Annotated in this window: 14 protein-coding genes; 1 reads left to right on the top strand and 13 read right to left on the bottom strand. The window is 50.4% G+C overall.

Annotated features, from left to right (window positions below):
* Nucleotides 1-10: 10 nt before the first annotated feature.
* The 10 genes from DQG23_RS15100 to DQG23_RS15055 all read right to left on the bottom strand — a co-directional run bounded on the left by DQG23_RS15100 (nucleotide 11) and on the right by DQG23_RS15055 (nucleotide 20,199).
* Nucleotides 11-3,745 carry a DUF4838 domain-containing protein gene (locus DQG23_RS15100; RefSeq protein ID WP_113031698.1) on the bottom strand — a complete coding sequence of 1,245 codons (3,735 nt, stop codon included), beginning with the start codon at nucleotides 3,743-3,745 and terminating at the stop codon, nucleotides 11-13.
* 415 nt (nucleotides 3,746-4,160) lie between these two features.
* A complete protein-coding gene (locus DQG23_RS15095) occupies nucleotides 4,161-6,488 on the bottom strand; it encodes a helix-turn-helix transcriptional regulator (RefSeq protein WP_113031697.1) in 2,328 nt (775 codons plus the stop codon).
* Between the two features lie 83 nt (nucleotides 6,489-6,571).
* Nucleotides 6,572-8,110 (bottom strand): extracellular solute-binding protein, encoded by a 1,539-nt coding sequence (locus tag DQG23_RS15090; protein WP_113031696.1) that lies wholly within the window; start codon nucleotides 8,108-8,110, stop codon nucleotides 6,572-6,574.
* A 27-nt stretch (nucleotides 8,111-8,137) separates the two neighbouring features.
* On the bottom strand, nucleotides 8,138-9,019 hold the full coding sequence (locus tag DQG23_RS15085) for a carbohydrate ABC transporter permease (protein WP_113031695.1): 882 nt from the start codon (nucleotides 9,017-9,019) through the stop codon (nucleotides 8,138-8,140).
* A gap of 28 nt (nucleotides 9,020-9,047) precedes the next feature.
* Nucleotides 9,048-9,956 (bottom strand): ABC transporter permease, encoded by a 909-nt coding sequence (locus tag DQG23_RS15080; RefSeq protein ID WP_113031694.1) that lies wholly within the window; start codon nucleotides 9,954-9,956, stop codon nucleotides 9,048-9,050.
* A gap of 218 nt (nucleotides 9,957-10,174) precedes the next feature.
* Complete coding sequence (locus DQG23_RS15075; RefSeq protein WP_113031693.1) at nucleotides 10,175-14,347, bottom strand: DUF4838 domain-containing protein; 4,173 nt, start codon at nucleotides 14,345-14,347, stop codon at nucleotides 10,175-10,177.
* A 37-nt stretch (nucleotides 14,348-14,384) separates the two neighbouring features.
* Nucleotides 14,385-15,221, bottom strand: a complete 837-nt coding sequence (locus DQG23_RS15070) for a carbohydrate ABC transporter permease (RefSeq protein ID WP_113031692.1) — start codon at nucleotides 15,219-15,221, stop codon at nucleotides 14,385-14,387.
* Nucleotides 15,222-15,236: 15 nt separating this feature from the next.
* Nucleotides 15,237-16,184: a carbohydrate ABC transporter permease gene (locus tag DQG23_RS15065; protein ID WP_113031691.1), complete on the bottom strand. Its 948-nt coding sequence runs from the start codon at nucleotides 16,182-16,184 to the stop codon at nucleotides 15,237-15,239.
* 93 nt (nucleotides 16,185-16,277) lie between these two features.
* Nucleotides 16,278-17,732 carry an extracellular solute-binding protein gene (locus DQG23_RS15060; RefSeq protein WP_158560526.1) on the bottom strand — a complete coding sequence of 485 codons (1,455 nt, stop codon included), beginning with the start codon at nucleotides 17,730-17,732 and terminating at the stop codon, nucleotides 16,278-16,280.
* 202 nt (nucleotides 17,733-17,934) lie between these two features.
* Nucleotides 17,935-20,199 (bottom strand): helix-turn-helix domain-containing protein, encoded by a 2,265-nt coding sequence (locus DQG23_RS15055; protein ID WP_158560524.1) that lies wholly within the window; start codon nucleotides 20,197-20,199, stop codon nucleotides 17,935-17,937.
* A 208-nt stretch (nucleotides 20,200-20,407) separates the two neighbouring features.
* On the opposite strand from DQG23_RS15055, the gene DQG23_RS15050 reads away from it, so the two are divergent.
* Nucleotides 20,408-21,985, top strand: a complete 1,578-nt coding sequence (locus DQG23_RS15050; RefSeq protein WP_113031688.1) for an extracellular solute-binding protein — start codon at nucleotides 20,408-20,410, stop codon at nucleotides 21,983-21,985.
* Nucleotides 21,986-22,194: 209 nt separating this feature from the next.
* On the opposite strand, the gene cstA is transcribed toward DQG23_RS15050, so the two are convergent.
* The 3 genes from cstA to DQG23_RS15035 form a co-directional block, all read right to left on the bottom strand.
* Nucleotides 22,195-23,988: a carbon starvation protein CstA gene (gene cstA / locus DQG23_RS15045; RefSeq protein WP_113031687.1), complete on the bottom strand. Its 1,794-nt coding sequence runs from the start codon at nucleotides 23,986-23,988 to the stop codon at nucleotides 22,195-22,197.
* A gap of 287 nt (nucleotides 23,989-24,275) precedes the next feature.
* Entirely contained in the window at nucleotides 24,276-25,019 is a 744-nt protein-coding gene (locus tag DQG23_RS15040; protein ID WP_113031686.1) for a LytR/AlgR family response regulator transcription factor, read from the bottom strand.
* Nucleotides 24,994-26,778, bottom strand: coding sequence for a sensor histidine kinase (locus DQG23_RS15035; RefSeq protein WP_113031685.1), 1,785 nt, complete (start codon nucleotides 26,776-26,778; stop codon nucleotides 24,994-24,996). The genes DQG23_RS15040 and DQG23_RS15035 overlap by 26 nt, the downstream gene beginning before the upstream one ends.
* Nucleotides 26,779-26,803: the final 25 nt, after the last annotated feature.

The following is a 26,803-nucleotide window of genomic DNA, read 5'->3' as shown; positions in this document are numbered from 1 at the left end:
TAATTAACACCTAGTCCGCCAGCTTATATAAGGAGAAATCATCGATATAAAGCCTATCGGTCGTTTTGAAGTCTCTGATCGTTACACAGACTTGCAACTGAGCGGGTGCTACTCCGTTATAATCAGGCTTGACCTCGAAAATATAATCCAGCTTCCTCCACTGTCCTTTGGCCCATGAGAACGGCACGTTACCGGTTCGCACATCGGTAATCTTCCCTCCGCCGGATTGGAGAATATTGGTCCAGAGTTGAATCGAGCCTGATGTAGTTGCACTCGTTGGCAAATAGTAGTACAGGATCGCTTTATACTTGCCGGGCGTGATCGCGCCGGTATACTGATAAGGTCCGGCAGCTTGATCGACTCCGCTCGTCACAAGGCTGTAGGTGCCTGTATGCGCATATTCGTACGTGCGCTGTGTGACCGTGGTTCCCCAGTATCTCCACGGGAGTGTGATTTCATTAGGCTTTTGCGGATTCCCTAACTCAAACGATGAATTTTGCAAATAATTTGCAGGCTCTACAAGATGAACAGGTCTGAAGCTATCAGCCTTCCAGGGCGCTCCGCCGCCCCATCCTAATAATTTAGTGGACCCGTGATAAGCCCGGAAGAAGAAGCCCATCAGAGTATTGGTCTGATTCAGATCGACGCCTATGCTGGAAAATGGAATGACCTGAATCGTATTCCAACGGTCGGTACCGATTTGGGCGCTTGCTTGCCATTGGGTATCCAGATCCGGTGCCGGGCCGGTATTTGGAGCCGTTTTCTTGTAAGTAAACTTAACGGCGTTCGGATTCGTGAAAAATCCTTTGTAGCCTGATGTTACGTCGCCTGTTCCTGTCACATAGGTTTCGACGGAATCGTCTTGGCCGCTCAGCCACCAGTTATTCGGCGCTTGGGTGCTCTTAATCAATTTGTTCGTCGTTACCTCGCTGTCGAAGTTTTCATACCCGACATACAGGTTCTCGTTATCCCACAATAAGTACACCTTCGTCTCTACAGGCGCGGCAGCATTGGAACCCATAACGGTAAACTCGGAGAAGGGAAGTGCCGCCGTCCACGGTCCTTGACTGAAATCGAGCGATTGCAGAATGGTCTCTTTGCTGGCCGTTGTTCGGACCGCAGATGCGGTAAGGTTCATGGAGGTATCCATATACTCCAGTACCTTGTAGAGTCGCGGCCTTACGTTTCCGTTTGCCGGCTCTGTGTCCACATACCGCTGCACGGCAGCAATAAGCTTTCTCTGCACGCCATCCCATGCACCGGTGTAAAGGTCTTCTTTGAGCGGTCTGTCGAGAATAAGATTACCGGTGAATTCGTTCAACAAGCTTTTCCGTTTTTTCGCCATCGCGTAGCTTTTCTCGATATCGTCCAACATCACCATTGCAGCCTGCTCATTCGCAGGCGTGTTGACCGTTCCATTTTTCGGATAGCTTAGCGCCGACGCTTCATAGTATTCGAACGTACGGAGGAGCAACTGAGCACGTGTCTTCTGCTTGCCTGGCCCGGCATTGGCAACGGCCAGTTCCAGCAGGCGACGGCTCTCGGCCATGTCTTCCTTCGTTACGATTTCCAGATAGCTGTGATCGAACAGATTCAAGAAATTTCGCTTGTTCGCTGCGTTGAGCCATGCCTGATACCAGCTTGACTGAAAGATACGCGTCGTCCAAAACGTTTCCCAATACGCATAATATTGCTTCAAATAAGGGGCTGCTGCCGCACCTACCGCCCGCTCCACCCATTCGTTCGTCAAATCGTCGACATTCAGGTTGGGATTCCATTGCAATTTAGCCGATATCCACGGTTTCGGGCCTTCTCCGAAGTTCGGATACAACTCCGCGACATGAGCGATCACCTTGTGATCTTGAGCGTATTTATAGTTGTCCGCCATTTGCTGCATGTACATACGAGGTACATTGTAAGGCGCTCCATATAAATATTCATAGAAGCCCAAATTTGTCGCCTTAGCCTCCCAGAGTTCGGTTAGTCCTTTTCCGACCGTTTCGTGTGCCGGCACTACCCATGTCATGCGATCATCTGTAATGTAGGGAATCACGTGAGAATTCAGTTGCTCTGTCGGCGGATCGTAGACATTCATGTAAGCCAACAATCCAAAATATTTATCCGGATGTACAGCCAAAACACCCTCAGCTACTTGGTTCACCCAAGGATAATAGATGTCTGACATATTGAGCATACCCATTGAGTTTATTTGTCCCGTATAGTTGGGGTTATCTGGGTAAGACTCACAAAAGTTCTGGCTGTCATTCATACCTAGCGAGTAGGATTTGGCAGCAGGATTTTGATTAAAATACTGGATAATTCTTGCGATCGCCGCTTGAGCCGTCTCATTCGTAAAACATGGCTGCCAGTTGTAAGCATGAGTAGGCAGCACCCCGTTCGGATAATATTCCGGATGATCGGCAAAAACAGCGGGATCAAACAGGACGTTCATGTTATGGTGGAAACTAATCGTCTCTTGAATGCGATTATCTCTTTTCCAATCGAGATGAATAGCCATCCCGAAGAAGTGCCGGGAAATGGCGGCTGGTTCATCCTTTACCGGTTCAAAGGGAACGGCCAAGTTTGTTGTCAGCGGCACATCCTCGCCATCAGGTCCGGGCAGCAACCAACGAACGCCCACATAGCGTTCCAGGAATTCGTCCACGCCATATTCCGTACCCCAAGCTGTCGGCCCAACAATAGAAATCGATTGCTCATGTGGCCACATCACAAACCCGTGATCCGCCAATCCTTGCATTTCGCCCGTAATCGCGGTTTCTGTCTGAGGAGCTTTCATTCCGACATAAATACGGACCTTATTGTCATACAGATTGCCAGACTGGCTCAGCTCTGTCGTCGTCAAGACCGGCAGAACGGCATTTGTCGACTTCTTGATATACGCGGCCAACTTATTGGCTGCCGCTCTTATTTGCGTATCTGTGTTAGGTTCCACGACAATTAACGACTGTGCCTGGCCATTCGCGACAATATTGAAGTCCGGCATATGTTCAAGGGTTACGTTAATGACCGCTGTTCCGTCATTCGTAACCTGAAAGGGACTCGATAGGAATGGGGCATATGCCGCTTTCGTTGCGGTAACCGTATGACTGCCGGCAGGCACATCGTGAATCGCGTAAGCGCCTGCGCTATCTGTAATAGCCGATAGAGAGGTACCCGTCACCTGGACGTTAGCTCCTGCAAGCGGCGCGCTGGCCGCATCGGCTACAAGACCGGCTATGCTGCCAAGCTCAGGAGTAGGCTCCGGTGTCGGGGACGGCTCCGCGGTTGGCGTTGCCGTTGGCGTCGCAGTTGGCTCCGCGGTTGGCTCCGCGGTTGGTATCGGCGTCGGACTTGCCGTTGGTGAAGGCGTTGGGTTCGGTTCCTCCCCTTTCCGTATCGTTTGGACCGCTTCCTCCAGCAGATTTTTTGCGGTTTCGGTAATATTTTTCTGCATGCCCTTGTTGGAAAGATGCTTCAGGAAATCGTCTATCTTCTTGCCAGCCTGCTGGATCGAGCCTTTCTCCAACTGATGTTTGGCTTGCTGCAAGCTGTTTTCAAGCTGCTTGGACAATGGATCCCGCACGTCGCCGGATGCGACCAACTGTTCCAGCAATAGCAATACCGCATTGATCTGACTCAGAATCGGACTGTCCGGTGTTTGCGCATCGGCATTCCGAGCCAAGCCTATCATTGGAGCGAGGGCTAATACTAAGGCCAACGTCCACAGCATCAATTTGTTTTTCAACCTGTCTCTCCTCCTCAATTCGGTAGATCCCATACATGGATCGATACAAACGCTTTCATTTCCTGATTTTAGAAAGAAGTCTAATTCGAATACACCGCACAAAATGTTGTTCTGGATGCAACCAACCTAATAGCGGACATATAGGAACATCATGGACAGCAAGAACAATGTTGTCATAGAACCAACTATTTTTTGACGAAACTACAATGAAACTTCCTCCTCTCAGAATAGGAAAATATGCCATGTCTTTTTTTGAAGCGTTTTCATAATACACATGCCTCCTTTGACGAAAACATACGGCATCCTTTCAGGTTCCGTCCATAATCCGAAAGGAACCATTCTCGTCAATGATCTTTTGGGAACCCATATGTATCGTTAGAGGCTCGAATTTTGGCGATTTTCTCCTGATCGGTCCTTACTCTACTCGCGTATTACCCGTATGGGCATACTGCTCGCGGTATTGCCCCGGGGTTAGCCCTTCCGCTTTCCGGAATATACGGATGAAATTTTGCGGAATTTTATAACCTGCCTTTTCGGCAATTTCTGAAATTTTCAGATCCGTTTCGATCAGCCATTTTTTCGCCATCGACATCCGGTATTGAATCAGGTATTCGCTAAAATTGGTTCCCGTCTCCGTACGGAACACACGCTTCAAATAGTTGGCATGATAATTCAATCGTTTGGAACAAACCTCGAGAGTCAAGTCCGTATGATAAAATTCATGAATCATCGCAACGATACGCTCCGAAATGTTTTTGAACTGGCTTTCCCTGCCGCTTTCGAACATGGCGATGATCGTCCGCAGGAGTTCCCGAAACCATTGCTCCGTTTCCTTTTTTGTCTTAAGTTCGAATATTTGGGCCAGACTCGTTTTAGCGTCTATCGCTTGTTCGAAGCCGGATTCCGTTTGCGTTTCCATAAGCCGAATCAAATCTGCAAACAAACGCAACAGCGAAAGCTGGTACGTTCGTATATCGATAGGAGGACTGGAAATCTCGTTCATGAATCGGCTTAACAAGCCGCAAGCTTTGTCCGCATCCCCCAATTTGACCGCGTCGATCAATTCGCTCTCCATACGATCCGGAAAAGCCTGCTGCGACTGGCCATGCGGTCTGACATCATCAATAAACAAGACGGATTCCTGACCGATCATGAGCGTATACTGCAAAGCTTCCAGGCTTTCGTCATAAGCGTTTGACGTTCCCTCCAATGTCTGGTAAGGCCTGCTTATCCCGATACTGGTTTTCAAGCTCAATACTTCCATAATCGTCAGCTGAACATGCTCAGCTAACTGCAAAAGCTCGCTTTTGGCCGTTTCCGGATCGTTTCGATCGGATCCTATCACGCAAATCTGGTATTGATCGATCACAACTGGGCTCAACCGCCGATAGGGAGGAACAAGCTCGCCGACAATATTCGACACGGCAAATAACAACAGCTGCCGGTCCTGCTCCCGATAAGGAGTCCCTTCGAACGTATCCACTCGAAGGGAAAGAACGCGCAGTTCGGCCTGAAACATGAAATCCGCCGACAAATCGCTCTCATCGATATCCCGTTTCGAAAGCTTTCCTTGACACAAATGCATAACAAACAGCTCTTTGACCTGCTGCAAATATCGCTTCCTTTCATCCTCCATGCGCAATTGCGTCTTCTGGTAACGATGCAGCCGCTCGCCGATATATTGAAATTCATCTTTGGAATCGTTCGATTCCGGCGGGCTTTCGTCCAGCTTTGCCGCAGAATTATAGAGTGTCCGGATCGGAGCATACATGCCGAACGAAGCCATGAAGGAAATAAGAAGCACGATCGCGACAAGCAAAAGGCAAATCAGCAGCGTAATCCAGCCTATGACTCTGGAGTCCTTAGTAATTTCTTGAACAGGGATGAGCGAAAGGTATGTCCAAGCGTTGTAGGCGGATTTTTGATACGTGACTCCTATTTGCGAATGGGCGATTTCGACTGTTTCAAAACCGCTTTGCAACTGCGTCGGCTGCAGAACCCCATGAACCCCGACAAGCAGCGCTTCCAGCCCTTCTCCGCTTGTACTGCTGTCAACGACGACGCGATCCTGTTCATCGAGTATAAGGATTCGCTCTGCGGGGTTGCTGAGGAACAAGCTTTTCTTCAACTCGTTGGCCGGAATTTTCGTAATCAGCAGGCCCCAGGGATCCGCCGAATTGATTGGTAATTTTTTGACCAGATTAACGCCTTCTTGAAAAGAACTGCCCGGGATTAACCGATCATTCTCCGTTTCTTTGATCCACTGGGATGCTAACGGCATGCTTATGTGCTGTAAGATTGCATCGGTATTGTCCGTCTGTTGAAACGGTTTCATCAAATCGTTGCTGACCAGCCAATCATTCTTGAGATTGACCAACATAACATCCTGTATCCCGTTGTCGAACGTCTGGAGGTTGTGCATGCCGACTCGCAAACTATCGAATAGTTGGAATTGGGAATAAACGAGCTGCTTGTCCTTGGCTTCATAGATTAGGGGAGAGGTAGCAAACTGGGTTGTCGTGTTGTCCACCGTTTTCAAAAGCTGCTCCAACCGAAGTTCGTTCTGCTTAAGAGCGTTCGCAGTACCGTCTATCACTTTATGTTTAGCTATATCCGCGGATTTCCAGTAGGCGAATCCGCCTAGCAGCATAACGGGAAACAACCCTAAAAAAAGGCTCAGCAACAACAGCCTGACGAGATATCTGGAGAAAAACCCTTTACTTGTTGACCTGCTCGCTCCCACGACTATCCACCCCAGTGATCATTTTGAATGCCCAAACAACCTGAAGGGAGTCTCTCGACTCCCTTGCTCCGGCTTACCAGGTATTAAGGTTTTTGCGACTTGGCGTATTCCGCCGCATACTCTTCCATCACTTTGTCGCCGCCGCTTTTCCTCCACTGCTCGATCGCTTTATTCCAAGCGGCTTCGTCCAACTCTCCGAAAATGTATTTCGTAGCCGCGTCCGTAACGATTTTGTTCAGATCGTTTCCTTTTTCGGCCATCGTCGGGGACACAAGCGGATAGGTAGGATTCGGGACGGCAAACCTCTCATTCTCCTCGTAGAAACGAGCCCTTTTCTTATCGACTTCGCTTCCGAAAGCATTAAGCGAGGAATCCGCTATTTTCAGCTGTTTATAGAGATTTACCTCGCGATCGTACAAGGCTTTGTCAATAATAACCGGCTTTCCATTATCCGTCTTGTAATGTTTTCCCTCAATTCCGTAGTCTAGCAAGAAATTCATCTTCTCATCCGCCATTTTATCGAAAAACTGGAGAATCCGCTTCAATTCATTTTCCGTTTTGACGCTTGATTTCGGGAACATGAATACGCCCAAATATCCCGGATCCGCGGGAGTGCGGTCACCTTTCGGACCTGTCAGCTTGTTCACCATATCGAGCTTGGCATCCGGATTCGCTTTATACAGGTCTGCAAAAGCCGGACCGTCAATCGAACAAAGACACCAAGGGGTAAGGCCGGCCTTACCTTGGTTGATGAAATCCTGCGCTGCCGGAGCAACCGGGAAGTCCGTATTAATCAGCTTTTCGTTAAACAGCTTGCGCACGAAATTCAAGGTATCCATGTACGCTTCGGTCATAAAATCCGGGGTAACCTTGCCGTCCTTAACCTCCCAGCCGTTCGGCGCGCCGAACCATGACTGGAAGTTCTTCATATGGCCGCCGATCACGAAATTTTTATCCAGCGCCATGCCGAATGTATCGTCTTTCCCGTTGCCATCCGGATCCTTTTTCGTAAAAGCCTGCAACACCGCATAAAGATCATCCGCCGTTTTCGGCTGCTGCAGCCCTAGCTTATCCAGCCAATCCTGGCGAAAAACGAGCCCGTTTCGGGCAATCGGGCGGGCGCGGTATATTCCGTATAATTTGCCGTCAAGGGCGATATTGTTGAATACTTGCTGATTCATCTTGCTGATGTTCGGATAATCTTTCAAGTAAGGACCAATTTCCCAAAACATTCCGGAACGTATGGAGGAGATGATAGAAGGCGCTTTCGTGTCGCCAACCATCAACACCTTGGGAAGGGAACTGGAGGCAAGCGTCGCATTCATCTTATCAATGTATGCGGCATCGGGAACCCAAGTAACCTCGAGCTTCGTCTGCGTATATTCCTCAATGGCTTTCAATGTAGGGTTGTCCGCTTTCGGCGGCTCCGGATTCACCAATAGATTCATCATCGTGATTTCCAAAATATCTTTAGCGGGTTCGCTTGTTCCGGTATCCCCTTCGGACGTCGGCGCCGGCGATGAAGTCGCTGCCGGTTTGTCCGAGCATCCCGCAAATACGCTTGCCCCAGCCGCCATCATCGTCAACAAAATGGTAAATCGGCTCTTTTTTCCCCAGTTCATTTCTTTTATCCTCCCTATTTTTTCATTCTAACCTTTAATGGAACCCAGAAGAACACCCTTGGCAAAATGCTTTTGCAAAAAAGGGTAAACGAGCAGAATCGGCAGCGTGGATACGACGATAACAGCCATTTTGATCGTTTGCGGCGGAGGGACGATAAACCCGGCGTCGAATTGCGTAGAATCCCCTACTCCGCCTTGCGAGAGAATGACGATTTGGCGCAGCCATACTTGTATCGGCCATTTGCCCGAATCGTTGATGTACAGAATGGCGTTAAAGAACGAATTCCAATGATCGACCGCATAAAACAAAGCGAATGTTGCGATCGCCGGCATGGATAGCGGCAGAACGATTCGCAGCAAAATGCCGACATCATGGCACCCGTCGATTTTAGCGGCTTCCTCCAGTCCTTCGGGAAGCTGTTGAAAAAAGTTTTTCAGAACGATGAGATTGAACGCATTGATCGCACCCGGCAAAAATAAAGCGAAATAGCTGTCCAGAAGTCCCAGCTCCTTGACGACAAGGAATGTGGGAATGATGCCGCCGCTGAACAGCATCGAGAATACGACCATCAGCATGACCGGCCGGCGGCCGTCCAAATCTTTGCGCGCCAGGGCATAGGCCATTAACACGGTAAATACCAAATTGATGAGAGTCCCTGTTAATGTGATGAAAATGGTCACGCTCAAGCCCTTCACAATCGTAGCCGTTGAGAAAATGTACCGGTACGCATCGAGCGAGAACTTCGTCGGAAACAGAACGAATCCCTTTCGCAGCAGTTCCTCCGATGTTGTAAACGAACCGGCGATCAAATACAGAAACGGAATGATCGTGATTACCGCCGCCGCTGACAAAAAAATGATCGTAAAGCCGTCGAACAACCGGCTCCCCCAAGCAGAACCTTTCCTCATTACGTTTTCACCTTATTTCTCTTCTTCTTCAATAAATGCCTTCTTCACCGGCTTTTCGGGCCAAATGGTTCGCGGATACGACTAAAATCAATCCGACCACAGATTTAAACAAACCGACTGCCGTCGTGTAGCTAAACTGGCCCTGCAAAATACCGGCGTTATACACATATGTATCGAATACCTCCGCAACCTCGCGATTCATCGCATTCATCATCAAATAGATTTGTTCGAATCCGGTATCCAGAAAATGACCTAGCCTCAGAATCAACAGAATCACGATCGTAGTGCGTATAGCCGGCAGCGTCACATGCCAGATTTGCCGGAAACGGCCTGCGCCGTCGATCCGCGCCGCTTCGTACAATTGCATGTCCACCCCGGCCAATGCGGCCAGAAAAATAATCGTCCCCCACCCTGTCTCCTTCCAAATCATCTCGGAAACAATCAGCGGACGAAACCATTCCTGACTCATCAGAAAACTGATTTTGCTTCCTCCAAGCGAAACGATCAGCTCGTTTATTAATCCGCCTTCCGTGGTGAAGAAGATATACGCGATTCCGACGACAACCACCCAAGAAATGAAATGGGGCACATAAAGAAAAGATTGAACGACATTCTTGAACCACTTACTGCGCAATTCGTTCAGTAATAAAGCGATCAGAATGGGCAGCGGAAAGAAAAAAAGCAAATTGTACAAAGCCATCAACAGCGTATTCCGAAACAACATCCAGAAAGCCGGTTCCGCAAAAAAACGTTCAAAATGCTTCATCCCCACCCATGGACTGTTCAAAAATCCGAGAAACGGCTGGTAATCCTGAAAAGCGATCAGCACGCCCCACATCGGTAAATATTTAAAGACGGCAAAATAAACGACGCCCGGAAGCAGCATCGCGTATATCCACCGGTTTTTGAACAGACGGCTTCCGCTTGTAAAACTCATGACGATCTCCCCCCTCTCTATGCGAATATGTCCTCACCTTATTTCAGACGGAAAGGTACCGTCTATAATCCGATAAGAACCAGAAGCCGGTTTAATCCTTATGGAACCGTCAGGTATCCTTAGGGCATGTCTGAACACCCTAGGGAATTGTGAAAACAAAAAAAGCCCATCCCCCTAATGGAATAGGGAGATGAGCATGACCGCAAACCGCTTAAAGCTTAGTTCGCCAGCTTATATAAGGAGAAATCATCGATATATAGTCTGGTGGTCGTCTTGAAGTCTCTGATCACTACACAAGGCTGCAACAGATAAGGCGCTACCCCGTTATAAGTAGACTTAACCTCGAAAATATACTCCAGCTTCCTCCATTGTCCTTTCGCCCAGAAGAAAGGTACAATGTCGGTTCGCACATCGGCAATTTTCCCTCCTCCGGATTTGATTATATTGGTCCAGAGTTGGATCGAGCCTGGCGTAGTGGCATCCGTCGGCAAGTAGTAGTACAGGACGGCTTTATACTTGCCCGGTGTAATCACCCCGGTATACTGATAAGGTCCCGCACCTTCATCGACTCCGCTTGTCACAAGGCTGTATTCGCCTGTATGCGCGTATTCATACGTACGCTGTGTGACAGCAGCTCCCGAGTATCTCCACGGGAGTGTGATTTCACTAGGGTTTTGCGGATTGCCTAGCTCAAACGATGAATTTTGCAAATAATTGGTCGGCTCTACAAGATGAATGGGTCTGAAGCTGTCATCCTTCCACGGCGCTCCGCCGTCCCAGCCTAAAAATTTGGTGGACCCGTGATAAGCCCGGAAGAAGAAGCCCTTCAGGGTATTGGTCTGCGCCGGATTCACGCCTATGCTGGAGAATGGAATGACCTGAATGGTATTCCAGCGGTCCGTACCAATTTGGGCGCTTGCTTGCCACTGCGTATCCAGATCAGGCGTCGGACCCTTCTTGTAGACAAACTTAACGGCATTCGGATTGGTGAAAAATCCTTTGTAGCTTGTCGTATCACCTGTCACATACGTTTCCACGGAATCGTCCTGACCGCTCTTCCACCAGTTATTCGGCGCCTCGGTGCTCTTAATCAATTTGTTCGTCAGCACTTCACTGTCAAAGTTTTCATACCCGACATACAGGTTTTCGTTATCCCACAACAAGTACACTTTCGTCTCTACAGGCGCGGCAGCCTTGGAGCCCATGACGGAAAACTCGGAGAAGGGAATCGCCGCCGTCCACGGTCCTTGACTGAAATCGAGCGATTGCAAAATCGTTGCTTGGCTGGCCGTTGTTCGGACCGCTGATGCCGTAAGGTTGCTATAAGAGTCAAGTCCGCTCAATATGCTGTAGAAACGCGGTCTTACGTTTCCGTTCGCCGGCTCCGTATTGACATAACGCTGTACGGCATCAATAAGCGTTCTTTGCACGCCATCCCATACGCCGGCGTAAGCGTCTTCTTTCAGCGGTCTGTCGAGAACGGGATGACCGGCGAATTCGACAAGCAAGTTTTTCCGTTTTTTCGCCATCGCGTAGCTTTTTTCAATATCGTCCAGCATCGCCATCGCCGCTTGCTCGTCCGCAGGCGTGTTGATCGTTCCTTTTTTCGTATAACTCAGCGCCGAGGCTTCATAGTATTCAAATGCGCGGAGGAGCAGTTGGGCACGCGTCTTCTGCTTGCCTGCCCCGGCATTGGCAACGGCCAGTTCCAGCAGGCGACGGCTCTCGGCTATGTCTTCCTTCGTCACGATTTCCAGATAGCTGTGCTCGAACACATTCAGGTAATTTCGTTTGTTCGCCGCGTTTACCCATGCCTGATACCAGCTCGACTGGAAGATGCGCGTCGTCCAGAACGTTTCCCAATATTCATAATACTGCTTCAAATAGGGGGCCGCTGCCGTGCCTACCGCTCGTTCGTACCATTCATCTTCCAATTCGTTGACATCGAGGTTCGGATTCCATTGCAATTTGGCCGATACCCACGGTTTCGGACCTTCCCCGAAGTTCGGATACAGCTCCGCGACATGAGCGATCACCTTATGGTCTTGAGCGTATTTGTAGTTTTCCGCCATTTGTTGCATGTACATACGAGGCAGATTGTACGACGCCCCATATAAATATTCATAGAATCCAATATTTGTCGCCTTCGCTTCCCAGAGCGCGGTCTGTCCTTTACCGGTCGTCTCGTTCTCCGGCAATACCCAAGTCATGCGATCATCCGTGATAAACGGAATGACACGAGGATTCAGCGGAACGGTTGGCGGGTCATACACATTCAAGTAGGCCAGCAATCCAAAATATTTATCCGGATGTACAGCCAAAACGCCTTCAGCTACTTGATTCACCCAGGGATAATAGATGTCCGACATATTCAGTGCACCCATAGAGTTCGTCTTCCCTGGATAATTGGGGTGATTCGGGTTGGATTCACAAAAATTATCCACTCCGTCATTAATACCTAGCGAGTAGGATACCTCATTAGGATTTTGATTAAAATATTGGATAATTCTCGCGATCGCCGCTTGTGCCGTCTCATTCGTAAAACATGGCTGCCAGTTGTAAGCATGAGTAGGCAGCACCCCGTTCGGATAATATTCCGGGTGATCGGCAAAAACAACGGGATCAAACAGGACGTTCATGTTATGGTGGAAATTAATCGTTTGCTGTATGCGATTATCTCTTGCCCAATCGACAGTAGCACTGAAATGCATCCCGAAGAAATGTCGGGAAATGGCATCTGGTTCATCTTTTACCGGTTCAAAGGGAACGGCCAGGTTTGTTGTCAGCGGCACATCCTCGCCGTCAGGTCCAGGCAACAACCAACGAACGCCCACATAACGTTCCAGGAATTCGTCAACGCCAAACTCCGTACCCCAAGCTGTCGGCCCGATAATAGAAATCGACTGCTCATGTGGCCACAGCACAAACCCATGATCCGCCATTCCTTGCAGCTCATTCGTTATTGCGGCTTGTGTCTGAGGAGCTTTCGTTCCTACATAGATACGGACCTTATTGTCATACAGATTGCCGGACTGGCTCAGCTCCGTCGTCGTTAAGACTGGCAGAACGTCATTTGTCGACTTCTTGACATACGCGGCTAATTTATTCGCTGCAGCTTTTGTTTGATTATCTGCGCTTGGCTCCACGATAATGAGCGATTGTGCCTGGCCATTCTCCACAATACTCAGGTCCGGCATACGTTCAAGGGTAACGTTAACGGCCGCCGTTCCGCCGTCCGTAACCTGGAAGGAACTCGACTGGTAGGGGGCATACGCCGTCTTCGTTACGGTAACCGTGTGACTGCCGACAGGCACATTGTGAATGGCATAAGCGCCTGCGCTATCTGTTACAGCCGATAGGGAGGTCCCCGTCACCTGGACGTTGGCTCCTGCAAGCGGCGCGCTGGCCGTATCGGCTACAAGACCGGCTATGCTGCCAAGCTCAAGAGGCGGCTCCGGCGACGTCGTCGGTTCTGATGTTGGTGTCGATGTTGGCGTCGACGTTGGTTCCGTTGTCGGCGACGTAGTCGGTTCCGTCGTCGGCGACGTAGTCGGTTCCGTTGTCGGCGACATAGTCGGTTCCGTCGCTGGCGACGTAGTCGGTTCCGTCGTCGGCGACGTAGTCGGTGCTGGAGTTGGTGACGCAGACGGTGTTGTAGTCGGCATTGCGGATGGCGTCTCCGCAGGCAAGACTTCCAGGGCTTTCGTCAGAAAATCCTGCAGCTTGGAAACGAATTCAAAAGCAAGCCGGGCGATAGCCTGCCGTTCGGCACGGCTTCCCGGATCGAAACGAAGGGAGCCGTCCGAATTGGCGATGCCTTGCACGAAGCCGATCCGATAACCGAAATCGATGTACGCTCTAGCCCATCCAGAAATCTGCTCCGCATCGGACCAGGTAACATCCGACTTCCATTGAAGCGCTTTCTCTTCCAAGCCGAAAGCGCGGATAAAGAGCACGATCATTTCCTCCCTCGTCACATTCGAATTGGGGGAGAAAGCTGTTTCTGAGACGCCCTGCGTGATGCCGGCGTCAACGAGTGCCCCGACGTAGCCGCGATACCAGCTGTCTTCCGCTACATCCTGGAAGTTGCCGGCCTTCTCAGGCTTTGGCTCCAGCTTCAGCATGGAGACAATAATCTTGGCAATTTCGCCGCGCGTGATCGGATTGGCCGGCGCGAAGCTGCCGTCCTCGTAGCCGGAAATGATGCCGGCCGCGACCAATTCCTCGATTTCCTGCTTCGCATAGGATGATTCGATATCGTGAAGCTGCATTTGGGCTTGAACCGCTTTGACAGGAGTCCATCCGTTCAACTGCAAGACGGAAACAAACAGAACAATAACCAGAAGCTTGGCCAACAGACTTCCAATCCTTCGGTTGACTTGTATCAACATATCTCCTTATCCTCCTCAACATTCGGTCGTTTCCTGATTATCCCTTCACAGCTCCCATGGTTGCTCCCTCCATGATCGAGCGCTGCAGGAATATATACATAAGAACCAGGGGAACCATCGTAATGACAAGTCCTGCGAATAACGTGACCCAATCTGTTTTGTATTGCATAATCATGTTTGCCTGGTACATCGCCACCCCGATCGTATACTTCTTGGGATCGCTCAAATAAATAAACGGCCCGAGAAAACTGTTGTACAAACCGAGAAACTTGAAGATCGCCACCGTCACAATGCCGGCGGTCGACAATGGCATAATGATCCGGAAAAAAGTTTGAAAAATCGACGCCCCGTCAATCGACGCACTTTCCTCAAGCTCCTTCGGAAGCGATTGAATAAATCCGGCCAGCATCATTAAATAAAACGCGCTTTCGCTTAAGCTGTCCAGAATGACAAGCCCCGTAAGACTGTTGGTCAAGTGCAAATCCCGCATTAGAATATACTGCGGCACCAGCGCATTAATCCCCGGCAGAAACAAAGACAGCATGATGAGACCCCATACCAGCTTTCTCCCGCGAAACTCCAGCCGAGTCAGTACATAAGCGTTAATCGCGGTCAGAAACGTACCAATCGCCAAGCTTGCGCCGACATAATAAACCGTATTCAACATCGCGCGCCCAATGCCGTACGCTTCCCATGCTTTGCGATAATTCGACCATTTCAGCTCACTCGGAAGCTTCCATACGTCCTGGAAAAATTCCTGATTCGTTCTGAGCGATTCATAGAACACCCAAATCAACGGAAACAGGATCGTTACCGACCAGATCAGAAGGAGGAGTATCCAACCTGCATCGATGATCGTTCTTCTCTCTCTCACGGCTGCTTCTCCTTCCTAGTATTCGGCTTCCCGATTCGCCGTGAATTTGTCGATGATCAGCTTCGCCAGTACAAGAATAACGAACAACAGCATACCGATCGCCGATGCGTAACCATAATTGCGTGTGCTGTCACCGAACGCGATATTGAACATATAAAGTCCGATTACATCTGTCGAGCCTGACGGTCCGCCGTTGGTCATAACCAGCACATTTTCGAAGCCTTTAAATATGCCGAGCATCATGAAAATAGCGGAGACACGAATGATCGGCATCATCAACGGAAACGTAATCCGAAATAGCCGGGTCATATGACTCGCCCCTTCGAGCACCGCCGATTCATACAGCGATTTCGGAATCGTGCTCATGGCATTCATGAAAATAACGAAATAGAATCCAACCCCTCCCCAGACAGACGGAGGAATGAGCGCCCACAGCGCGGTTTCTTTCTCGCCCAGCCAATACCAATTCCCGACATCAAGTCCGACCAACCGGAGCATGGCATTCAGCAAGCCGAAGCTTCCGTCATAGATGAAGGCCCATAATAAAGAAACGACAACCGTGGAAAGCACATTCGGGAAAAAAAACAGCACTTTTAATCCCGAACTGAACCGATAGCTTTTATTGGACAGCAAATAAGCAAGAATCAGCGAAATGATGACGACAAGCGGAGGAATCGTCAGCATAAACAGCAGATTATGCCATAGCGCCCGCCAAACGTAAGCGTCGTGAAAAAGCTGCTTGAAATTGTTCAACCCGACAAAAACAGGTTTTTGGATGCCATCCCAATGGAGCAGCGAGTAATACACGGACATCACATTGGGGTACAGCGTAAACAAGATGTATCCTCCAAGGGCAGGAGTCAAAGCCAACAAAATAAACAATCGTTTTTGAAACCTGGCTTTCTGCTGCCAACTGCTTCTGCGAAGGGCGGAATCGGCGGCAGGCACCCTTATTTCTTTCATGATGATGTCGCCCCCTCATAGTATTCGCGGAACGCCGATGCGTTCAGCGCTCCGCAGTGTGCTCGAATGTTGCTCGAAAGTGTTTGCGTCGACTTACTTCTTCGCCCCAATCGATTTCTTCAGCAATTCCTCGGCCTCTTTCAACTTTAGCTGAGCGTCCAACTTGCCGGACGCAATATCGTTTATCGAATCCAACATCAGTTTTTCCGCATTCGTGGCGTCAGGATCGCTCCGTGTAACGCTTCGCGCGGTGCTTGTACCTTTGATCGCGTTGTTTTTCATATATTGCAGCACAGCCTTCGGCGCATCCTGGAGCTTTTCGACCAACGCCGCCTCGCTCATGAAATCGCTGCGAACCGGAAGTGATCCCGCTTTCTCCGCCAATCGCTGCTGTATATCAAGGTTCCACATCCAGACGATAAACTCTTTCGCCCACTTCTTGTTCAAATCGGGCTTCGCCGCCCAAATATGATGGCCTCCGTTGGCGTAACTTTGATAATATTTCGTGCTTTCCGGCTTATCGCCCATCGGCGCCAGCATGAAGCCCCACTTGAAACCATCCGGGATCGAATCCTTCATTTCGTTCTGCACCCATTCACCGGTCGAGGCTAGCGCGGCTTGCCCTTGCAGCAGCTGCATCTGCGATTGCGTATGTGTCAATGCGGCTACTCCGTCCGGAAACGCTTTCTTCTGACCGAGCTCGTAAATCCGCTTGTACACTTCCAGGCTTTCCGGGGACGTATAGAAAGGCAGCTCATAATTTCGATACAACGTTTCGACCGCTTTCAGGTTCCCATTGATTTCGGCTAGCTCAAGTTGCTTAGGAACGCCGAAGGCAAAGCGGATATAATCCGGATATTTGCCCGGGTAAGTAATCGGGATTACTCCCGCCGCCTTGATCGTATCGACAAGATCTGTGAATTCCTTCCATGTCTTCGGATTTTGGTTCCATCCATTTGTCTCGAACAGTGTTTTATTGTAGAAAAGGCCGGTAACACTTTGAGCAAACGGAACCGCGTACATTTTCCCCGAAATGGTTGCTGCCGCCTCATAAACACCCGATTGAAGCTCTTTCAACGTTTTCCCTTTGTCGTAAGCTTTATGTTCCCACAGATCATCCTGCGGCTCAATCTTGCCCGCTTCCACCAAGCTTTGGGCCATCCCTCTGGGTAAGGAAGTCGAGAAAATATCGAACATGTCGTCATCGTTGCCTGCAGTTATTTTCGTATTTGTAATCGTATCGATTTTCGGCGAATACGTCGTGTCGAAGCTTACGTTCGGAAACTTCTTCTTGAATGTATCCATCGCATAATCGATCCACTCCCTGCCATTACCGTTTTCCCAATAACCGAACTTCAGCGTTACTTTCTGATCTTTCGGAAGTCCGTTTTCGGGGTAAACGTTGGATGGGCTTGCATCCGGCGAACTCTTGTTCACCGGTTTGGCGCTGCTTGTCGGGTTCGGGTCATTGCTGCCGCAAGCGGTTACAGAAGCAACCAGCAACAGGCTGGCCGTTGACAACCCCCATTTTTTCATCTTTTGTCTCAATGCGTATTCCTCCCTGACTGTGATTGACTTGCACGAAAAACGTATCACGATCGCCGAAACCGCGTAAATAGACCATTCGGACGCCCTAGACAAAAAGGAACAAAGCACCGTTTGGCAAAGGATAGACGTTTTGTCACTGGTAGATTTTTTGTCCGGAAGCCCGGATCTGCGCATAAGAAAAGCCTGAACCGTTAGGGCGTGTCTAGTCGGTTTCAGGCAATGTCTTCATCTTCCGGTATTGGCCGGGGGTCGTGCCGGTATATTTCTTGAACACGCGAATGAACGTTAGCGATTGTTCATAGCCAACCGATTGGCCGATTTCCTGAATCGTTCCTTCCGTTTCGAGCAATCGTTGCATCGCCTGCTCCATCCGAACCGCGGTTACGTATTCGACAAATTTGACACCAAACGCTTCGCGGAATACCCGGCTCACATATTTGGCGTTCAAGCCAAATTCGTCGGTCAGATGCATCAGTGACAAATCTGGATTATGGTAATTTTCTCCGATGTAACGCTTCACCTGATGGACAAGCTGGTGCGTGGACTTGCTTTCGCGAAGCTCGCTCAGCTGTTCGAAAGCTTCCTGCAAAATCGCACGGAACTCCCCATATATTTCATCCAGCGTTTCTTTCTGCTCCAGTGCCGCCAACAGCTTGTCATGCGTGGATTCCTGCCATACTTGATGCAATTCCTCCGGCAATTCGGCCATTTCCTTCTGCAAATGCCCGATCAGCACGTTCATCAGGCCGGCCAAATCTTCGTACGCATACAGTTGATCCCGTATCCCTTCGTACATCTCCTCGTAATGCGTCTCCCACTTCTTTTCCCCCGCGCGAAACGATTGGCTGATGGAGCGAATGCACTGCAGCTGTCTGAACAATTCGCCTTTCGGTTTGGAAATGACGTGAGCCGGTTCGATGATGCGGTTATAGCCAAGCGACGATTTAAAACCTGTGGCGGCAATCGCTTCGCGGAACGATTGAGAGACGTGATCCATATCTTCGATATGGCTGCCGATGCCGATCGTAACGGTAAAATCGAGATTTTCCTCTACCCACTGACGAAGCGCCTCGCAGAACTCGACCGTTTCCCACTCAGCTTTTTCCTGCCCGCTGTATATGACCAAAATTGCCATCCGACAACGATCGATCCATTCGGTCCATACCGTATAAGGCTTCGTTTCCGCCATTTCCTGCACAACCTTGCTAAGCACATGCTTCAACAAATGCTGATCGTTCTTATATTGGCGTTCGAACTCCACATAGTGATCGATTTCTGCCAAGGCAACGGCCGTTTCCGTCACGGGAAGGACGACCCCCATTTGCTCCAGCTCTGCCAGCCCGGTCTTCGGCCGAGTACCCGCCGCTCCCTCCATCATGCTCAGAAACAAATAACGTTTGCGGTACACCATATTTTTCTGATGCTGCTCCTGAAGCATATTCGATTCGTCAAGCAAGCCTTCTATGGCCGATTCGATAAGCTGGAACTCGTCTACTTTGCCCGTCCGTGCGTCTTCCGCTGAAACCGGCCGAACATTCGAGATGCGGTTCATGAGCGATCGAATCGGTTTGTAATTTCGCCTCGACACGTAGATCAGCCATGCCAAACCGGCAAGCACGATGAGACAACCAAGCGCCATCCATATATAAAACAAGGAAGAAACGAATTCGGCGATCACTTCTCCGTGATTCCCGCTTCTGAACGTCCAACCAGTTAGTTCGGAATGCGCCTCGGACAGCGTTTTGCTGCGAAAACTCTTCGCTGGCTCAAGTCCGGTATCGGTGCTGCCGCCCCCATCCGTAGATACAATGAGCCGTCCCGCCCGGTCACGCACCTCCACGAAGGTCGTTTGTGTATACACCATACTTTGCATAAGCAAGCGCAACCGCTCCGGCCGGATATTGACGACCATCGTACTGTAATCAGACAGATTAGCGATTTTCGCCAAGCTGATTATTTTCTCCTCCGGCTTGGAAGCGCCTTGCTCCGGTTGCGGATAGCTTCTTAACGTCCAGGCGTACGGTATCTTGGTGCTGACGGTGCGACCGAGGTACTGCTTATCGGCGAACGTATCCAGTTTCGTTATCATGGATGAGGTCAACACGGTCTGATCGGCTAGCCGGTACAAATAGATCGAGTCGATCAGCGGATTGTTCGCCGTCAGTTCCTTAATGGCGCTTGCTGCTTGTACATCCGCATATTGGCGTTCATCCGCAGGCTGTTCGGCATAAAAAAGCTGCAATCGCCCATTGGACTGAATTTCCTTCAACATCAACGAATCGATTCCTGCCAGCGCGTCGTCTATCAGTTGCATCACATTATGCGAAAGCGCCTCGTTGGCTTTGTTCGCCGAGCGTTTGGACATCTCGCTGATCGTCAAATACGTCATCAACAACAGACTCAGGCAAATAATAAAAAATACCGGCAAATAGGAGAGCAGCAGTCTGTAAAACCAATTTTTCCGCATCGAATCACCTGTCATTCCCACTGTTCGGGCCGTTGCCCGGTTTGTCTTTATTATCCAAGTAAATACATGTCCTGTAAACAGCCTTCAATATCCCGCTTCAAAATAGAAAAGTCTCGTTGCAACGGAACGTTATCAAATTAGCGCTATCTTTCAGCAACATAAACGATTACCATGGGGGTAACTACCAAATCGTTATGGAGGAATACATGTGAAAGGAATCCGAATCGGAATCGTCGTTATCGCGGTTCTGTTCCTCGCAGTCGTCTATTTCGTGATCCTTAGCGGGTGGTCGAGCGAAAAGGGTACCGGGACGAAAAAAGAAGGCGCTTCCACAAATAGGCTTACCTTGCGCTTCTTTGTTGGTGGACCGCTTGCATCACATCTACCTGAACCGGATATGGATTTCGTCAAACAAACGATTGAGAATAAGTTTGACGTCAATCTGGAAGTCACGGTCATGCCGCCTGGCGATGATTATACCGCTGCCATAGCCGCCAGACTGGCCGCAAACAATCCTCCGGACATGTGGCTGAACATCAGCCCCGACGGCGGCGCCAAATATACGCTTGACAACGTGCTGGCGGACATGACCTATTATGTTAATCCTTCGACAATGCCGAACTATTTCAAATACTGGATGTCGGAGAAGGAACTGCGCGAATATCAGGTGCACAACAAATTTGCCCGTGCGCCGATCCCATACGACCGAAAATCGTACCGCGCTTATTATATTCGCAAGGACTGGCTGGAACGGCTTGGTCTCGGTATTCCGCAAACGTACGAGGAGTACCTGAATGCATTAAGGGCGTTTACGTTCCGTGACCCCGACGGCAACGGCTTCGCCGACACGTACGGCTTCACAACGGCCGGCAACGGGACGAGCATCTCGCTGGAATGGCCGGAATATATCCGGAACGGACTACTTTATCCAGCTTATTACGAGGAAGGCAAACTGGTCGACATGCAGACGGATATTCGCATCGGGCAGACCGTTACCGATATCGCGAAGGTGATCAACGATGGATTGGTTGACCCGGATTGGTTTATGAACTCGCCCAAACAACAGTTGAATAAGGCCATCCAGGGCAAAGCGGGGGTCGTATTGGGAGATTCGGCTGATTTCGCCCTCGATTCAAATCCGAACAGCTTGCAGACGAGAAGCCGCTCCATTGATCCGTCTGCCGAATGGGTGCCGTTTAACCCGTTCGGTAACACACCGCTTCGCGTAGCGATGTCTGCAGGATACCCGTTCGTCTTCTCCAACAATACGGCAGGCGCCGAGCCTAATAAATTAATGAAGACGGCGAGCATTCTTGACTGGCTATCGGGCGAGGAAGGCTTCCTGTTGACGCATTATGGCGTCGAAGGCAAGCATTATACACGGGAGGGAAACCGGATTACGCTCATTCCAGCAGAAATCGCGAAGAATGAGAAAGCCCATGGAGATTTTCTAAAAATATGGAGCTTCTTCACGCCGGACGCACCCGAAGTTCTCGGACTTACCGTTATCGATCCGCGGTTAACCGAGCGGGACAAAACGATTATTCAAGCACTGGCTGCATTACCGACCCATGAAGGCGTCGGCACAACCTTGACCCCGCCGTTCACGGTGAATGTTGAATCGATGCGAGCCAAACAGAACGAGCTTCAGTTGAAAATGCTCTTCTCGGAGAAATCCGGAGAGCATTGGCCCGCATATCGTCAGGAATTGATGACATTGTATAATGGGGATGTCATTATGAAGCATTACGTTGATAAAATCAAGGCATCGCAGCTGAAAAAATAATGCTCCGCCGGTTGCGGCGGAGCATTATTTTTGGCACAAAAGATTTTTCCCGATCTGGCCCATACGAATTGCCTTCCGTACCTATGACGAACATCCGCACACTCAGGTCGCGAATGGCTTGTTCGGCCCAATGACCGCCACAGCGCGTTATTAATTCCGGCTTTATTCTTCGACTTCCAGCATTCTCAGCAGCATTACCGCCAATCCGACTAATTCGTCATAGCCTCGAGTCGAACGCGCGGCGCGTTCAGCAGCTCGATCCATTTTTTGATTGCCGCGATCATAATGATCATACCAAGCGCAAGCATAACGATGGACAACACGCCGTTCAAGACGTTGTAGCCTGCCGCGCTGGAATTCAAATAAACGTTCTTCACCATCCAATATCCCGCGTAGTTAACCGTAACGAACAAGTAAGCGAGCGGAATCAGACAGGTGAGCATATAACGTCTCTTGTCCGCGACCTTCAAGATGACGGTTGCCCCGACGATGAGGCCGATCGAAGCCATCAGCTGATTGGATACGCCGAACAGCGTCCACACCGAACCGATATCGCCCGAGTTGAGCAAGTATCCCCACATCAAGCAGGCAAGCGCGCTGGCAAAAATCGTGCCCGGCATCCAATCCACTTTTTTGAGCGGCTTGTACAATTCCCCGAAGAAATCCTGGATCAAATAACGTGCGGTGCGGGTACCCGCGTCGATCGCCGTCAGAATGAATACAGCTTCGAACATGATGACGAATTGGAAAAAGTACGGCGCGAGCTTGCTGAACCAAGGTATTTTCGTGAAAATATACGTCATCCCGACCGCCAGCGTAACGGCTCCGCCCGTTCTGCCTTCCAGATTCAAGCCGATTTCCTGGCTGAGCTGAGGCAGGTTGACGACGCTCATTCCCAAGGTCTGAAATACCTCCGGTTTGGAGTTGATGGCAAAATAGTCGGCCGGCTGCAGCGCAGTTGCGGCGATCAAAGCCATAATCCCGACAAGACATTCGACAAGCATGGCGCCGAAGCCTACTACTTTAATGTCGCTCCAGCGGTTCAGCATTTTCGGCGTCGTCCCCGAGCCGACGAAGGCATGGAAGCCGGATATCGCTCCGCAAGCGATCGTTATCGAAATAAAGGGCCATACGGGACCCGGCAAAACCGGACCGCCGCCGCTCACGAACTCCGTGAAGGCCGGAAACGGAATGCTCGGATTGATAATGAAAACACCGATGATCAAGGCGATGAATACACCGATTTTCATAAAGCTGCTCAAATAGTCGCGAGGCGCAAGCAGGAGCCAAACAGGCAGCGCCGCCGCGAAGAAGGCGTAGATCGGTAAAATAATCGCAAGCGTCTTCGATTCGAGCGTCAGCCAATCGCCGATAACGGTGCCTTGAATCGACGGCCCTACGAATACGCCGATCATAAGAAGGATAAAGCCGATCGTGGAAGCCATTTTCAAATTGCCTGTTTTCTTATAGAGAAGGCCTACGCCCATCGCGATCGGAATCGTAATGCCTACGGCGAACGTGCCCCACGGGTTGTTCTCCAAAGCGTGCAGAACAACCATGGACAAACCGGCCATCGTAATCGTAATGATAAACAGCATCGCAAGTCCGGTACAAAAGCCTGCCACCGGTCCGAGCTCCTCTTTGGCCACTTCGGAGAGGGATTTGCCTTTTTTGCGCATCGATGCGAACAGCACGACGGCATCATGGACCGCTCCGCCGATTACGGCTCCGATCAACAGCCACAGCAAGCCGGGCAAATAGCCGAATTGCGCCGCGAGTATCGGACCGACAAGCGGTCCTGCAGCCGCAATGGCCGCAAAGTGATGGCCGAAGGTGACCCATTTGTTCGTCGGCACATAATCTTTTCCGTCGTTTAACGTATGCGCCGGAGTCGGAATCGTATCGTTCAGCTTCATCACTTTCGCCGCCATAAACGTCCCGTAAATTCTGTAAGCAATCATCAAAATACATATGGAGCCTATTACGATTGTAATCGCATTCATGCTTGATGACCTCCCTGTAACCTTTTGTCCTTGTGTAGCTCCATCATACTAAATGAAAAGTTAAATATAGCGTTTTCAGGACAAAGCGCAAAGGTCGGGTCATGAATCGCAAAAACAAAGGCTTGGAATGCATTTCGAGGATAAATGGCTGCTTTCGCCTTTAACGCAGGCGTTTACCGGGAAAGATAATAATCAGCGGACTTTTTCCGCACCGCGTGCGCCTCCCGGCGCGCGTTGCCATCGCGGCACGCGGTGCTCGGTCACACGTCGGCGGTCAAACCTCGTCTTTAAAAACCGATTTGCTGCTTCAGCTCCTTCAAGTAGGTTCGGCTGACGGGTACCTTGGAGCCGTCTTTCATCACCAGATTGCAAGTGGAATGGAACCAAGGCTCGATCTCGACAATGGCATCCAGATTAACGAGAAATGCGCGATGCACGCGAACGATCGGCGTGTTTTGCAGCTTTTGCTCGATGGTGACAAGCGTCTCGTTCAGGGTATACTTCCGATCGTCGGTCGCAATGACCGTTTTGCCTTCCATGGAGCTGATATAAATGATTTTGCCGACCTGCACGAGCATTATTCGGTCTTCGACCATAACCGCCAGCTTATCGGTCCGTTCCTTGGGAGCCGGCTTGTCGAAGCTGAGTGAAGGAGCCCCTTCGCGATTTTGCTGGATACGAAGCAGCTTCTCTACCGTTTGATGAATCCTTTTCTCGTCGAAAGGCTTAAGAATGTAGTCCATCGCATTTAGCTCGAACGCCTTCAGCGCATACTCGTCGTAGGCGGTTGCGAACACGATCTCCGGCCTATGCTCCAGCTCCAGCAGCCGGCGCGCGATATCCAAGCCGCTGTCCTCGGCCAGCTGAATGTCCAGAAAAACAACCTCCGGCTTCAGCCGCACGATGTCTTGAAGCGCATCTTCCATGCAATCGGCTTCCCCCGCAATTTCGACTTTTTTGCTGCGGCGAAGAATATGGGCCAGCTCATCTCTGGCAAGCGGCTCGTCATCTACTATATACGCCTTCAAAATACGGTTCCCCCTCCATATTATGATGAACAGGCACCATAATGATTACTTTCGTTCCTTCGTCCCGCTCGCTTTCGATGCGAAAATCCGCTTCTCCGCCGTAAATTTCCCCGATCCGCATATGGATGTTATGGAGCGCCGTGCCCGTGCCTTCCGCCGAGCTGACCGTCTGTTTCCCTAGTATGCCAAGCAAATCGACCGGTATGCCCTTGCCGTTATCCTCGGTGATGAGCACCATGCGGTCATTTTCCCGGTACGCCCGGATGGAAACTTGTCCGTGTTTATAAGCGCGTTTGGGAAAAGCATGGCGGATTGCGTTCTCCACAAGCGGCTGCAGCGTAAAGGGCGGAATAAGCACCTGCTCGAGTGACGGATCGATGTCCAGCTTTACCGTAAATTTATCGGGAAAACGTGCCTGCTCAAGCGACAGATACGCTTCCACATGCTCCAGCTCCTTGTGAAGCGGAATGAGCATTTGACGGGCGCCCTGCAAATTGCTGCGAAAAAAGACGCTTAGCCGCAGCAGCAGCTCCCTTGCTTTTTCCGGATCGGTGCGGCACAGGACGGAAATCGTATTGATCGCGTTAAACAAAAAATGAGGATGCACCTGAGCTTGAAGCGCCTTAATTTCCGCATCCTTCAGCAGCTTGCTCTGCAGCTCGGCGTCCGCCAGCTCCAATTGCGTGGAAAACAATTTGCCGAGCCCTTCGGCAAGCTCCTGCTCTACCCGGTTCATCCGGCTCGGATCGGTAAAATATAGCTTAAGCGTTCCCGCCGTCCTGCCGTGAACCTTAAGAGGCAGCACGATCGCCGCCTGCAGCGGGCAATTGCGCTGATCGCATTGGATTTCATCCCTTGACGAAGCCATCAATATGCGCCCTTGTTCCATAACATGCTTGGTTAATTGGGTTGAAATGCTTTGCAGCGGAATATGATGATCGGCGCCCGCGCCGACATGCGCCAATACTTGGTCCTCGTTCGTAATCGAAATCGCGTCCGCATTCGTCCCTTTCAGAATGATCTCCGCCACTTCCCGGCAGGAGCGGACATTCAAGCCCTGCCGGAAAAAAGGCAGCGTCTGGTCGGCGATATAAAGCGCTTTATGCGTTTGCAAAGCGCGTGTCCGCTCCTCCTCCTGCAAAATCGATTGGATAATAAGCATAATCAGCAGCATGCCGAAGCCGTTGATCATAATCATCGGAATGCTGATCAGCTTGACCAGCTCCAAGGCGGCTTCGAACGGTCTGGCGGCCGCAAGGATGATGACCATCTGGAAGCATTCCATAATAAGGCCGATCGCTACCGCCCGCCATGGCGTCGCTTTTTCTTTTTTGCGCAAATGCATACCGATCATGCCTGTGACGAGTCCGGCCAATATGGTAGAGAAGCCGCATGCGTATGCCGTGTAGCCGCCAAGCGTCATCCGGTGCACGCCGGCGATCAGCCCGCAGCCGAGTCCTACGAGCGGGCCGCCGAGCATGCCGCCGAGCGCTACTCCCAATACTCTCGTATTGGCGATTGCGTTGTCGTAATCCACTTCGGTTTGCCAGCCTACGGATGTAATGACACCCGAGTGGATCTCGATTCCCGTATAGTTGCTTATAATGCCGAACATGCCGAATACGGCGATCAGCAGCAGCTTTTCCTTCAGGCCGTGCTCGTTATTGATAATTTGGCGGAACGATCTCAATCGGGAGAGCAGGAACACGACGATCAACAATATCCCGACCCGCTCAATCATCAAGATCAACAAATCGATCATCCGGTTCCCACCTGCTCTCTGTGTC

This window comes from Paenibacillus contaminans (genome assembly GCF_003285015.1).
GTDB classification, from domain to species: domain Bacteria; phylum Bacillota; class Bacilli; order Paenibacillales; family NBRC-103111; genus Paenibacillus_V; species Paenibacillus_V contaminans.
Note: the sequence above shows the minus strand (reverse complement) of the source record. Positions and strands in the feature narration are given on the sequence as shown.